Annotated in this window: 7 protein-coding genes, 1 rRNA gene and 2 pseudogenes (1 of these 10 only partly in view); 7 read left to right on the forward strand and 3 right to left on the reverse strand. The window is 42.3% G+C overall.

From position 1 onward, the window contains the following. Positions 1-386, reverse strand: a 23S ribosomal RNA gene (locus tag AC559H_RS11195); it reaches 2,500 nt to the left of the window's first position. Positions 387-636: 250 nt separating this feature from the next. On the opposite strand from AC559H_RS11195, the pseudogene AC559H_RS11200 reads away from it, so the two are divergent. The 7 genes and pseudogenes from AC559H_RS11200 (at position 637) to modB (ending at position 8,188) form a co-directional block, all read left to right on the forward strand. Further along, positions 637-1,891, forward strand: a pseudogene (locus tag AC559H_RS11200) (RNA-guided endonuclease InsQ/TnpB family protein). Positions 1,892-1,941: 50 nt separating this feature from the next. Further along, positions 1,942-2,424, forward strand: a pseudogene (locus tag AC559H_RS11205) (RDD family protein); the annotation flags it as partial. 36 nt (positions 2,425-2,460) lie between these two features. Continuing rightward, positions 2,461-2,649, forward strand: coding sequence for a 50S ribosomal protein L33 (gene rpmG, locus AC559H_RS11210; protein ID WP_071782501.1), 189 nt, complete (start codon positions 2,461-2,463; stop codon positions 2,647-2,649). A 92-nt stretch (positions 2,650-2,741) separates the two neighbouring features. Continuing rightward, a complete protein-coding gene (rpsR, locus tag AC559H_RS11215; protein WP_026788747.1) occupies positions 2,742-2,957 on the forward strand; it encodes a 30S ribosomal protein S18 in 216 nt (71 codons plus the stop codon). 8 nt (positions 2,958-2,965) lie between these two features. Continuing rightward, complete coding sequence (locus AC559H_RS11220; RefSeq protein WP_026788746.1) at positions 2,966-4,975, forward strand: ribonuclease catalytic domain-containing protein; 2,010 nt, start codon at positions 2,966-2,968, stop codon at positions 4,973-4,975. A gap of 95 nt (positions 4,976-5,070) precedes the next feature. Further along, the gene (gene modA / locus AC559H_RS11225) at positions 5,071-5,895 is read left to right on the forward strand and encodes a molybdate ABC transporter substrate-binding protein (protein ID WP_026795803.1); all 825 of its coding nucleotides are present in this window, start codon (positions 5,071-5,073) and stop codon (positions 5,893-5,895) included. Positions 5,896-6,349: 454 nt separating this feature from the next. Beyond that, entirely contained in the window at positions 6,350-8,188 is a 1,839-nt protein-coding gene (modB, locus tag AC559H_RS11230; RefSeq protein ID WP_026798499.1) for a molybdate ABC transporter permease subunit, read from the forward strand. Here the strand turns inward: modB and AC559H_RS11235 are convergent, their stop codons facing one another. Then, on the reverse strand, positions 8,189-13,285 hold the full coding sequence (locus AC559H_RS11235) for an nSTAND1 domain-containing NTPase (protein ID WP_026798500.1): 5,097 nt from the start codon (positions 13,283-13,285) through the stop codon (positions 8,189-8,191). It abuts the gene before it with no gap. 93 nt (positions 13,286-13,378) lie between these two features. Continuing rightward, positions 13,379-13,633 carry a hypothetical protein gene (locus AC559H_RS11240; RefSeq protein WP_036833770.1) on the reverse strand — a complete coding sequence of 85 codons (255 nt, stop codon included), beginning with the start codon at positions 13,631-13,633 and terminating at the stop codon, positions 13,379-13,381. Positions 13,634-13,935: the final 302 nt, after the last annotated feature.

Consider the following 13,935-nt stretch of genomic DNA (forward strand, 5'->3'; position numbering starts at 1 on the left):
TCAGCTAGGCTTTTTGAGTTTTCGACTACGGGACTTTCACCCTCTCTGGTGCAGGTTTCATCTGCTTTGTCTAACTCTGTCGAGTCCAGTGTCGCTGTCCCACTACCCCAATCGGTAAACCGACTGGTTTAGGCTGTTTCCCTTTCGCTCACCACTACTCGGGAAATCGCTTTTGCTTTCTTTTCCTCGGGCTACTAAGATGTTTCAGTTCGCCCGGTTCGCTCATACCCACCTATTTTATTCAGTGGGCTGTTTTTGGGTTGCCCCATTCGGACACCTCCGGCTCGTTGCTCGCTTCCAGCTCCCCGGAGTTTATCGTCGGTCGCCACGTCCTTCTTCGCCTCTGTGTGCCAAGGTTTCCACCGTCAGCCCTTTCTATCTTGACCACTCAAACCCTTTTCTGATTCTCTATGCAGTCTTCAGTTTTCTTGGAAATTCAGTTATTCACTAAATCAAGCCTCTTTCTGGTTTATCAGAGAGAGGTTTTGATATTTTTAACTTACACCGCCTTTCATCCCACCGCTCTACCTGTACCCAGGTGAGCGGTGGGATGAAAGGCGGGTCAACGTAGGTACGGAGTTGACCAAATCTTTTTTATTATGTAGTAAGATATTCAGACTAGGAGGTGCAAATCGAGTGCTACACAAAGCTGTACAAATCCGTCTGTATCCAACTGCATTGCAAGAAGCACATCTCGCCCAAACATTTGGATGTTCGCGGTGGTGGTGGAATTATGCTTTAAATAAATCCATTCAGGTTTATCAAGATACGGGAAAAGGAATGGGACAGGTAGCACTTAACGCCCTACTGCCTAAGCTCAAAAAAGCCGAAGATACTATTTGGTTAGCTAATTGTTACAGTCAAGTTTTACAAGCTACAACACTTAATTTAACCACTGCTTATAAAAACTTTTTTGAGCAACGTGCAGGATTTCCTAAGTTTAAATCTAAACATGGCAAACAGTCAATTCAATACCCTCAAAATGTCAAAATTGTTGATGGTAATGTCAAACTTCCTGGCAATATTGGGATAGTCAAAGCCAAAATACATAGACCAATTGCAGGGAAAATCAAGACGGTAACTGTTAGTAAAACACCATCAGGCAAATATTTGGCATCTATATTGACCGAAATTGAAGGGGAAAACCCTACGATTTCAGAAGGTAAGATTTACGGTATTGACTTAGGAATCAAACACTTTGCAGTTGTCACTGATGGCGAAAATGTTTCTAAATACGATAATCCTAAACACTTTGCCAAGCACGAAAAAAACCTCAAGCGTAAGCAGAAGAAGTTGGCGCGTAAACAAAAGGGGAGTAAATCCAGAAATAAATATCGTAAAATTGTAGCTAAACTGTACGAACGAGTTAGTAATTCTCGGCAAGATTTTCTACATAAACTTAGTCATAAGTTGGTCAGCGATAGCCAAGCTGTCATAGTAGAAAATCTTCATGTCAAAGGCATGGTTCGTAATCATAAATTGGCGAAGGCAATATCTGATTGTGGATGGGGAACTTTCTCTAATTTATTAGCTTACAAACTAGAACGAAAAGGCGGTAAGTTAGTTGAGATAGATAGATGGTTTCCTAGTTCCAAACTCTGTTCTAATTGTTTCTATAAAGTGAATGAGATGCCATTGGATGTTCGTGAATGGACTTGTCCTAATTGTGGTAGTGATCATGATCGGGATGGAAACGCAGCTATGAATATTAGAACAGAGGGTATCAGAATGTTAAAGACGGATGGTTCAGCCGTTTGGCGCTGTAGGAGGCGAGGTAAGACCAAAAGGGGGATGCAAGTCCGTCTTGAGGCATTCGCCTGTGAGTACAGAAGCCGACACTGTACTTGGTACTCTAAGTCAGTGTCGGCAGTTCACACTCCCTACCCTATGAGTTATAATTTATTCCCTTTGCCTGATCCTAAAGTTCCAACCTGGCGTCGTTGTGCCGCATTAGGGGTAGATTTCTGTTTGATTGGGTTATTTTGTGCTGCGGTGGGGGCTAAAGGAGTGACTCTATTTTTGCTATTTATGATCGGTTGGTTAACCTGCCGTGTTGTGGTGGTCTCTAAAAACCAAGGACAGAGTTTAGGACGATGGGCGTTTGATATTCGAGTGGTTGATTCCCAACGGAACCGAACTCCTCGGCTTTTAGAACTGGTAAAACGAGAGGCATTTATGGGAATAGGTACTTTTCTGTTGCTCCTGAGTTTGGGAAGTTTAACCGAGGGGAATGCCGGGATTCTGTTGTTGATGCTACCTATTTTGTTAGACTGTGGAGCCATGCTATTTGATACAAGTCGTCATCCCCAGACGGTTCATGACCGAATTGGACAAACTATTGTGATTGGGAGCAGACGGGGTTATTCTCTGGATCTTAAAATTCGCTATTTGATTGACAAAGTGAAACGAGAGATGAGACAATAAATATTTGTGCTTAAATAATCACAACTGTTTACAATTATGGCTAAAGGTGTTCGCCTCGTTATTACTGTCGAATGTACGGAGTGCCGTACAAATACCGATAAGCGCTCTCAGGGGGTTTCTCGGTATACCACAACCAAAAACCGCCGGAATACGACAGGACGTTTAGAACTTAAAAAGTTTTGTCGCCACTGCAACAAACATACGGTTCACAAAGAAATTAAGTAATTGCCTTAGAAGTGTCCATTCCCTGAACACTGATGGTAATTCTTAAATCTACTTAAATCTACTTTAAAAATTCATAGAGGATCGATTTCAGCATGACCTACTTCCGTCGCCAAGTTTCTCCGATCAAACCCGGAACTCCCATCGATTATAAAGATATCGAACTGTTGCGGAAATTTGTTACAGAACGGGGCAAAATCCTGCCTCGTCGGATTACTGGACTTACCTGCAAACAGCAGCGAGATCTGACCCAAGCTATCAAAAGGGCTAGAATCCTAGCAATGTTGCCTTTTGTCAATAAGGAAGGCTAATTTTATCTGTGGAAAAGGGTACTCTGATTGAGCTTAGATTACACGGGGAGCGTCGTCTTGCCGTGATGGATCGACCTGAAGGAAAAAAACACTGGGTCGTTATTGATGAAAACCTCCTAGCTCATACAATTCACCCGCGGCAAATTGCTTATGAGGTAACGGGGGCTACATACAAACCTGCGGATATCCGGGCTTTTACTAAAGAATTGCAGCCTTATCTTGATCCGTCAAGTTTGGAGGTGGCTTGGGAAATTTTAGTGGAGCAAGGAGAAACCGTAGACCCGAAAGAAATGGCTCTGCTTTTGTTTTCTGAGCAGAGTCCGCCTCAGTGTTATGCCAGTTATGTCTTGTTATCGAATGATAAACTCTACTTCAAACAGAAGGGTGAACGCTACGAACCTCGCTCTCCTGGACAGGTGGCTGAAATCAAACATCAACAGGACGTTGAACAACAGAAGCAACGGGACGTTCAAGAATATTGGTTGCGAGTCCAAAATAGACTAGCGGGGGTCGTGGTAGAATGGCGAAATAGTGATCGCACCCGTTTGGATGCGTTAGAGCGTTTGGCGCTGCATGGAGAAGATGCCTCCCATGTCGCACCTGCTTTAGAAACTTTGGCAACCTTGGAACGTTCTCAAACACCCCAAGCTGCGTTGCAGTTGTTAGTAGACTTAGGGATATGGGGTCTGCATGAAAACCTATCCCTACGTCGGAGTCAAATTCCCACCCAATTCTCAACTCAAGTGCTTGAAGTGGCTCGACGTTGCTTAGATTCTCCCCCGCCCGATCCGGATTCTGATCGCCTAGATCTAACTCATCTTAAGGTTTATACGATTGATGATGAGAGTACCCGTGAGATTGATGATGGTTTGAGTTTAGAGATTTTGGAGGATGGACGAAGACGGATTTGGATTCATATTGCTGATCCAACTCGTTTGCTTTCTCCTGGAGATGAACTAGACTTAGAAGCCCGCCGCCGGACAACAACAGTTTATCTCCCGACCGGAATGGTTCCGATGTTCCCCTCGGAATTGGCAACTGGGCCAATGAGTCTAATTCAAGGCCAAGTCTGTTGTGCTTTGAGTTTTGGTGTGATTTTGGATGAAACGGGTGGGGTACAGGACTATAGTATTCATGTCAGTAATATTAAACCGACCTATCGCCTCACTTATGATGATGTGGATGAGATGTTGCAAATTGGCATCCAAGGGGAACCGGAAATTGATGCTTTGTCGCTGTGGGCTAAACGCCGTAAGGAATGGCGAAATGCGAACGGGGCAATTAGTATTTATATGCCCGAGTCGGTGATTAAGGTGAACGGGGAAGAAATAAGTATTACGGTTGTAGAGGATTCTCCGTCTCGCCAAATGGTGGCGGAAATGATGATTTTAACTGGAGAAGTGGCGGCTCGTTATGGTCAAACCCATAATTTACCGTTGCCTTATCGGAGTCAACCCCAACCGGAATTACCACCGGAGGAGGAATTGATGCAGTTACCACCAGGGGCGGTGAGAGCTTGTACTATGCGGCGTTATATGCCTCGTAGTGAGGTGGGTTTGACTCCTTCGCGCCATGCGAGTTTGGCTTTAGAGACTTATACCCAGGTGACATCGCCGATTCGTCGTTATAGTGATTTATTAGCTCATTTTCAAATTAAAGCCCATCTGCGAGGTGAAGCCTCACCTTTTTCTATAGAAGATATGCAGGCTATTGTGATGAGTTTGGGGCCGGCGGTGAAGGAAGCGTCCAAAGTAGAACGGGAAACGAATCGTTATTGGAGTTTGGAGTTTTTGCGCCGGAATAGCGATGAAATTTGGCAAGCCACAATGTTGCGATGGCTGCGGGAAGATTTAGGGTTAGTCTTTTTAGAGGAGTTAGCTTTAGAGTTACCGATGCGATTTAGTCGTTCTGTAGAAGTTGGAGAACAGTTTGAAGTGAAGGTAAGTCATGTTGATCCCCATAAGGATATGATTCAATTTCAGGAGATTATTGGTTCTACTGCTTCATCTGCTATATAGAAGTTTAAAGTTAAAAGATAGGTGCGGGGTGTCAGTTAAGAGTCAACCTTCACCTATTTTTTTTATTAATAATTAAACAGATAAAATTAATAGCCATGCCTAAACGTATTTTATATTTTTTAATCGGCTTAGTTTTTGCCGTCTTATTGTCTGTAGGAGCCTGTTCTCCTTCTGCCACTCCTCCGCAAGCGACCAAAACTATCACCCCAGCCGTCACATCCCAAGCTACTACCTTATTAACTGCTGCTGCTGCGAGTTTACAAAATGCCATAGAAGAAATTAATCCCCTATTTAAGTCCGCCAATTCTGAGGTGGAATTAAAATATAACTTCGCCACCTCTGGGCTTTTACAACAACAAATTGAGCAGGGCGCACCGGTGGATGTTTTCATTTCCGCCGCCGCTCAACAGATGGATAATCTTCAGAAAAAAGATTTGATTCTCACCGATACTCGGAGGCAACTTTTAACTAACAGTTTAGTTTTAATTGTGCCGAATAACTCTAGCTTAAATCTCATCAGTTTTGAACAATTAACCGACTCTAATGTAGGAAAAATTGCCATGGGGGAACCCCGAAGTGTGCCGGCGGGGAAATATGCCGAAGAAGTTTTTACTAAGTTAGGAATTATGGAAGAATTGCGCCCCAAATTTGTCTATGGCAACTCAGTTCGTAATGTTTTAAGCGCCGTAGAAAGTGGCAATGCCGATGCGGGAATTGTCTACCTCACCGATGCCAAAATCTCTAAGCAGGTGAAACAAGTCGCCACTGCCGCCAAGGATTTACATTCTCCGATCATCTATCCGATCGCTGTAATTAAAGCCAGCCAGAATCAGAAATCTGCCAAAACTTACATCCAATTTTTGACCAGTAACCCCGCCCAAGATGTGTTCAAAAAATACGGTTTTGGCATTGCCAACTAAAGATTGATGCAGATCTAAACGCTTTTGACACTCTCACCGTCTGAAGACACGCTCGATTCTGCGGACAGAATTAGTTTAATCTAATTCTCGCTACGATTGCCAAATATCGTCTACTGAGTTGATCAAGCGATATGCCTAATCTTCCCGATACTTTTACTATCAAATCAAGACACTTTCAGAATCCATCACTAAGCCAAATCGCGGTACGCTCCCTATCCTGCCTTTACTTGCTCTTTCTTGTCATACTGCCATTAGAATTAAATCTAACCGTTGTTTCGCGGGAGCCGGGATTTCTCCGATACTAGGATACTTCAACACGCAGATGTTTATTCTTACTTGTGTTTTTTGATTCTATCACATCTTTTTAAGCTCCTCATGGGAATAAATTCCCCTGAGTCGTGTTTCCTCTGGTGGTCTGAAGACACGCTCGTTTCCACACTCCCATCCTTTTCTTATGACTACCGATTTATCGCCCCTGTGGATTTCCTTGAAAACGGCGGGATTAGCGACGATCGCTACTTTCTTTCTGGGAACAGCCGCAGCCTACGGGATGTTGGGCTATCGAGGACGGTGGAAATCCCTGATGGAAGGGCTTCTGATTGCCCCCTTGATTTTGCCACCTACAGTTGTGGGATTTCTGCTGTTACTACTCTTTGGTAAAAACGGCTTTCTCGGTCAATTCCTGTCTTGGGGAAACTTCTCGATTGTCTTCACTTGGTATGCCGCTGTCATCACCGCCACGGTAGTTTCATTTCCCCTCATGTACAAAACCACCTTGGGAGCCTTTGAGCAAATCGATAGTAGTTTGCTACAAGTCGCCCGCACCTTGGGGGCTTCCGAAGTCCGGGTTTTGCTGCAAATTCTCTTACCCTTAGCGACTCCTGGACTGGTAGCGGGGATAACCCTGTCTTTTGCTAGGGCTTTGGGGGAATTTGGAGCTACCCTGATGCTGGCTGGCAATATTCCCGGTCAAACTCAAACCATGCCTATGGCCATCTACTTTGCCGTTGAAGTTGGGGATTTCCGGGAAGCATGGCTATGGACGATCGCCATTATGTCCCTCTCCCTCTCCGGCCTGATGACAGTCAATTTCACCGCAGCAAAGGGGGGAAAGTTAACAAACAGTCAGGCTACAAATAATAAGCAACTGATAACTGGTAGAGAAGTGCCATGGCGCGTCTCTACACTGATAACTGATAATCACTGTTTACTGGTTGATATTGAAAAACAATTAGCTAACTTCAAACTGAAGGTGGCTTTCACTGCCGGGCAGGAAACTTTGGGGATTCTTGGGGGTTCGGGTTCGGGAAAAAGTATGACCCTGCTCTGTCTGGCGGGAGTGGAAACGCCGACTAGGGGGCGGATTGTCTTGAATGGACGGACTCTGTTTGATGCTGATCAGCAGATTAACCTGCCCTGCTATCAACGGCGGGTGAGCTTGGTGTTTCAAAACTATGCCCTGTTTCCCCACCTGACCATAGCCCAAAATATTGCCTTTGGATTAGATCACCTGCCTAAACTCCTCCGCCAACAACAAGTGACTCAACAGCTTACCATTATGGAACTAGAGGGACTGGGCGATCGCTTCCCTCACCAAATTTCGGGGGGACAACAACAACGGGTAGCTCTAGCTAGGGCTTTAGCAATAGAGCCGGAATTACTTCTGCTTGATGAGCCATTCTCCGCCCTTGATACCCATCTCCGTAGCCAAATGGAGCAACAACTCCTCGCCACTCTTACCTCATATCGGGGCATTACCTTGTTTGTCACCCACAACTTAGAGGAGGCTTACCGATTGTGTGAGAACCTAATGGTCATGTCTGGGGGTCTGGCGATCGCTTCTGGGACAAAGCATCAAATCTTTGAACATCCCCAAACCGTTCGGGTGGCTCAACTTACAGGCTGCAAAAACTTCTCCCGGGCGGTAATACAGGGGGCTAATTCTGTGACTGCTACGGATTGGGACGTGACCTTACAAGTCCTCGAAGCAATTCCTAATTCTCTAACCAATATTGGCATCCGCGCGCACCAAATCAAGATCACCACAAATTCTGATTTTCCCGATACGGTGGGCGATAATACTTATCCCTGCTGGTTAGCTGCTACCAGCGAAACTCCACACCATACTACCTTGTTTCTCAAATTCAATGCTACCCCCGCTAGTTCCCAGGATTACCATGTACAGGCGGAGGTTTTTAAGGAAAAGTGGAACGCCATTAAAGATCAGCCCTTTCCTTGGTATGTGTGCCTTGATCCAGCCCGTTTAATGTTATTAACATTTGGAAATAACTGATTACTGATTACTGATTACTGAATCGCATAAATCCTGATCGTGTCCCTGTAATTGGGTTGGGTTGGTGGTGAAATAGTCATAAAGCCAGTTACAACTTTTTCGCATCTGAGTTTTTAAGTCTAAATTCTCTAAACTCCAGAGAATCGTGGTTCCATTATCCTTGCCTATGGCTAGAATTCCAGTATTTCCCGGACTAAAACTAATACTATTCACAAAATCATTCTGTTGTAAAACAATTAAAGGTTGAACCTGATCACAGGCCGATGTGTCCCAAAGACCGTCATTAATTCGCCATAGCCTGACTTTTTTATCATCACTGGCCGTTGCTAAAATTGCTCGGTGGGAATCATAACTTAAACTTTGTACCTGAGCATTATGTCCCAGAGGACAGGAGGCGAGTGGTTTTTTTCCTTGAAGATTCCAAAGCCTGACCATATCACCTTCAGCGACGGCGATTTGTTGAGAATTGCCCAAAAAAGCCAAAGTCGCGACAGAATTTTTCGCGGGTAATTCTAAGGTTGGTTGCCATTGTTTACCTTTTTTTGTCCAGAGGGTAATAGCGTTACTGGGAAGCTTGATAGGACTTTCCAAAAAACTCGCAGATGTGGCCAAAGTATTACCATCGGGACTAAAACGGACATCCCAAACAGCATCTTGATGAAGCAAAGTAGCGATCAATTTTCCTTGTTTGTTCCAAAGTTTAACGGTTTTGTCTTCACTTGCACTGGCTAAAGTTTGACCGTCGGGGCTAAATGTCACAGCCTTAATTGCTTGAGCATGACCGGAAATTGCTTGCAACAACTGACCTTTTTTTGTCCAGAGTCGCACTATTTTATCCTCACTGGCGGTGGCAATTTCTTGACTATTCGGACTGAAACTCACCCAGTTGACTTTACGGGGATGTGGCAAAATCGAAGCAGGCTGTGAAGTATATTGCAAAGGTTCGTGACGACCCCATAATTTCACGGTTTTATCTTTACTTCCACTGGCTAAAGTTTGACCATCGGGGCTAAAACTCACACTCAACACCCCTTCTGTATGACCCTGTAAGGTCGTATTTAAGGGATCTCGACTCCGATCCCAGATGCGGGCGGTTGTATCGGCACTGACGGATACCAGGGTTTGACCATCGGGACTAAATTCAACACCCCAAATACTATCTCGATGTCCGGTAAAGGTTTTGAGTAATACCCCGTTTAAATTCCAGAGTTTGACGGTGCGATCGCGACTACCACTGAGTAAAAATTGACCATCGGGACTAAAATTGACCGTTAAAATATCATCGTTATGACCCTTAATCGGGGTGTTAATTTCCTTACCTGTTTCCGTATCCCAACGTTTGAGGGTGCGATCGCCACTGGCGGAAACAATTTGTTTACCATCAGGACTAAAATCGAGATCATAAACGGGTTGATTATGGGCTTTAATTGTGCGAATTAATTGACCATCAAGCGACCAAATTTTAATTTCTCCATCTTTACTACAACTGGCAATTATTTGACCATTGGGACTTAATTCTGCATCAAAAATTCGATCCGCATGACCTTTAAATTCCTGAATTAATGTTCCGTCTAAAGCCCATAACTTAATTGTTTTATCATTACTAGAAGTAACTATTTTCTTGCCATCGGGACTAAAACTAATACTATTAATCACGGCTAGATGTCTCATGGGACGCTGGGGAAGGGGAGTTCCCGTTGTTGTCCATAATAAGACTTGATTTTGACCTGTGTTATTGATACTTGCTGTAGCGGTGGCAATGATGTTGCCATCGGGACTATAACGAACCCTGGTAATCGGACTTTCATGGGGAAATTGGGAAGGTTCAGTTAATAACTTACCCTGAATGCTCCAAATTTTTAGGGTCTGATCAAGACTAGCCGTGGCAATCTGCTGACCATCGGGACTAAAACTAACGCCTAAAATGCTTCCCGTATGCCCTTCTAATCGATTTTTTTCTTGAATCCCAGAAATCATCTGCATTAATCCCTGGGAAATTTCTGTTTTTGTCTCCTCTGGAGCTTTGGTTTTTAAGGTATTTTGACCAATCTGCACGGTGGTTTTTAATACTCCTAATTGATCTTGTTGATCCGCTAATAAAAGGGCATTTTTAGCAGAAGTTAAGGCTTGAACTCTAGCTTTAACTTCATTCTGACCATTCATATAAAAGGTAGCCGCAAAACTAATTACAACCGCCCCTACAATCAATCCCATTAATCTTTCTAAACGACGATTTTTGGCTTCGGCTTGGTGTCGTTTTTCCTGTTCTTCTGAGAGTTTTTGGCCTATTTCTTTTTCTTGAATCAGTTGGGCTTTTTCCTGTTGCAATTTTGTGATAACTTCTTCTTGTTCGTTTCTATTTTGTCGGCGAATAAATCCCGCTAAATAATCATGTACTAATTGATAAAATTCGACCGTAGCCCCAATATCTCGATAGACTAATCCAGACTTTTCTAAAATATAAAGGATAATATCTAACGGGCCTAAAACCTGCTCTCGATGTAGTTTTTGTTTCAACTCCTCGGCTAATTCCATGCGGGTTTTTAAAGGGCGGGTATCATTTTCATCGGTTAACGCATATAAAACCACACGAGCCGTGGCGTCGTTTTCTGGGCCACAATCTCGTATTACTTCTTCTAAAAACCGTTCGACTAACTTTTGTTTTGGGCCTTGTTTTTGATAGCTTTCTAAAGTAGTAATATTTTCGGCTTGTAGTTGAGTCCCCACCACTTGCAATTCAATGGGGCGAACTTCTCCCGCCTCTCCTGCTAAATCTTGAACTAAGGCTTGAATTAAGGTATCTTCTAAATAAAAATGGGCACGATCAGTTAAACTCTTAATAACGTTATTGGCTTCTTTTTGACTAAAATTTCCTAAATAAAATATAATATCTTTATTTAAAATATCATTATTAATAGCTTCTAAATCAACCTGGCGAGTTCCTTCTAGTAAATAGTGCAAATAATCTTCTCGCAAGGAAATAACGATTTTTACAAATGGTAAATTTAAGGCATCTTGTAAAAACTCAAAAAATAGCCTTTGTAATCTAATAGACTGAACAAAAAATAATTCTTCAAATTGATCAAAAATTAAAACCGTCAATAAATTTTGTCTAGCATTTTCTTTAAGTTGTTCAATTACTCTAATTAAATTCTCAGTATAATCTTGATTTTCTGGTTCTTCGGTGAGTTCTGGATACGAATCACCATCTAAATTTGTAACCCCGATTTGAACAGACTCCGCAGATTGCACAGATAATCCGTGAAATCCGTGCAATCCATCTAAATCCGCGATAAGTTTTTGTTCTAACTCAATGATAAAACAATTATATGTTTTAATAACAATAGGAAAGCTAATCCGCGCATCAATAATTTTTTGCTGCAAAGCTGGAACTAATCCGGCTCCTAAAATTGAGCTTTTTCCTACCCCAGATTGACCATAAATCACCGTTAATTTATGATGACTACTAGCCATTCTTTGTAACAGATGTTTAATCGCTTCTTCCCGTCCTGAAGCGGTAATTTCATCGGTAAAATTGGCGGTAATTTCACTCGGATTTAAGGTAGAAGTCAGAGCTTGTTTACGAGGTTGTAATCGTCCGGCTCCCACAAAGGCATTATATCCATAGGCACTTGATTGATTGCGATATTCTTCTTTGATTTTAAAGGCTTCTTGATAATCTTTCAATCCAAAATAAAGGCGGTTTAGCATCTTCAAAATTTGCAGATATAACCAAATTAAATTAACGGTTAAAAGAGTCTTTTTAATTGTCTCTGCTGCCTGTTCTAATTTTTGAATTGCTTCCTTTTTTAATCCCTGCTTTTCTAAGGCCTGGGCTAACACATAGAGGAAAAAACTTTCTAATTGATCAATCCAGGGATTATCAGGATTTTCCTTTGCTACTAAAATCAGAGTTTCTAGGGCAACATTAGCTAATTCTTTAGCATTTTGCCAATCCTGATCCTGTAAAGCAACATTTGCTAAAAATCCATAATCCTGGGCTAGTGGAATCAGGAAACTATTCCCCAATTTCTGATGTAATTTCCGACCTTTTAAAGCTAGTTCTTGGAGACTTTTCCAATCACTTAAATGAATAAAAACTTCTCCAATTTTATTTAGAAACTTGGCAACTAAATCTTGACGTTGAGCAGTTTCAAACTTTTCTATAGACTGCTGAAGAAAAACACAGGCTTGTCTCCATTCCCGTTCACCATTGCGCTGACGATGTTGTTCGGCTAAATAACACCAACATAAACCAATATTAAATAATATTAATCCTTCCCATAATAGAGGATTAGAAGCATCTTTAAAACCCGTTGAAATTCCATTAACACCGAGGATTTCTGAGTCTGTTGGTGATTGTTGTTGCCAAAATCTTAAAGCTTGTTGATATTGCTGTAACGCCAGAGTCACCTGTTGATTAACATAAAAATAGCGACCATAAACCCATTTTAACTTAGCTTCCAAAACGGGATCGATGGGAATTTCTCGACTTTTCAGTTCTTGATAAGCCGCTTGCAGTTCGGTTCCTGATTCTGGGCCTAAAATATTAGTTGTGGGTAAAAATCGTTCTGAACCTGCTTCTAAAACCGTTGTAAAAACGGATGAAACTTTTTCCTCTAAAAATTCAATTAATTCATCAGAACTGAGTAAAAATTCATAGGTTGTTGCCCAACTGGTAAAATCAGGAGCATTACGATTGAGTTTTTTCCATAATTTATCATTAATCCATAAAACTAAAGGAAAGGGAAAATTACGAAAGGCTTCCCTAACTAAATTAGCAGAATGCAAAACTTCATCAATCGCCACAACGGATTCTAAACCATAAACCATTAAAACCGAGGGATAATTAGGCTCTAGTAGTTCGGCTTTAATTGAACCATATAGGGTTTGACTCCCAGGAGCTAACTTAAATTCTGTAAAAGTCAGGGAACATTCTTGTTTGAGTTCGGCGACCATTTTTTCCCGCAAACTTTCATAATTACATCGCAACAGCAATAACGAAAAACTGCCTTGCATTTTCGTTATTGCTCTGGCTAAGGTATGAACTTGCTGATGATTATGACTGATCGTATCGTTTACGGGGTAAAGTGCCATTTTTATGAATCTCCTTGACGGGGTGATCATCCGACGCTTGATCTTGATATCGGCTGTTTAACCTTAACTCCCCATCATAACCCAAAGCCCTACCTATTCTAGTGTGACCCGTTCGGTTCTATAACATAAACCATTGTCGTAACATTCAGAAGTGCGTCTTTGTTCTGGGTGAGTCAAGATGGATTTATGATTGGGGCTATACTGTATTGACCCATGACTCAAGGGTTCAACTTTCAAAGGACTAGAACTTATCCCTTCTGGGCTGGCAAAACCGGGGCCAGCATTGAGTACACCCGCTAAGGATAATACCAGGATCAAAGTGTATTTTTTTCTAGGATTGGTCAACATAGTATTTAGCTCCTAATTGATTTCTAAGTTAGTGATTGATGGCTTAATCTAGGGAAAGGCAGGGTAATGAATATTAACTTCATATTTAGACTGATCGATTGATTCAGTCTGTTCCCTGGGGTTGAAATTTGCTGGTGACTCTTTAATTATCTAAAATCCACGACGGCTTTATGCTAGATTGGTATGACAGTTTAATTCTCAGTTGATTCCAAAGGGTTTGAGATTAAGATGGTTGGGGGAGTCTCAAGTGTCTGGTCTGTCTAGTCAACCCTTCAACCTGTTGTTATGGGAGATCGGGGGCG

The sequence above is a fragment of the Planktothrix prolifica NIVA-CYA 540 genome, assembly GCF_963864145.1.
Taxonomy (GTDB): domain Bacteria; phylum Cyanobacteriota; class Cyanobacteriia; order Cyanobacteriales; family Microcoleaceae; genus Planktothrix; species Planktothrix agardhii.

Excerpts from the sequence above, each read along its gene's own strand:
- rpmG (WP_071782501.1), top strand. The coding sequence starts at position 2,461 with ATGGCTAAAGGTGTTCGCCTCGTTATTACTGTCGAATGTACGGAGTGC.
- rpsR (WP_026788747.1), top strand. The coding sequence starts at position 2,742 with ATGACCTACTTCCGTCGCCAAGTTTCTCCGATCAAACCCGGAACTCCC.
- modA (WP_026795803.1), top strand. The coding sequence starts at position 5,071 with ATGCCTAAACGTATTTTATATTTTTTAATCGGCTTAGTTTTTGCCGTC.
- modB (WP_026798499.1), top strand. The coding sequence starts at position 6,350 with ATGACTACCGATTTATCGCCCCTGTGGATTTCCTTGAAAACGGCGGGA.
- AC559H_RS11235 (WP_026798500.1), bottom strand. The coding sequence starts at position 13,285 with ATGGCACTTTACCCCGTAAACGATACGATCAGTCATAATCATCAGCAA.
- AC559H_RS11240 (WP_036833770.1), bottom strand. The coding sequence starts at position 13,633 with ATGTTGACCAATCCTAGAAAAAAATACACTTTGATCCTGGTATTATCC.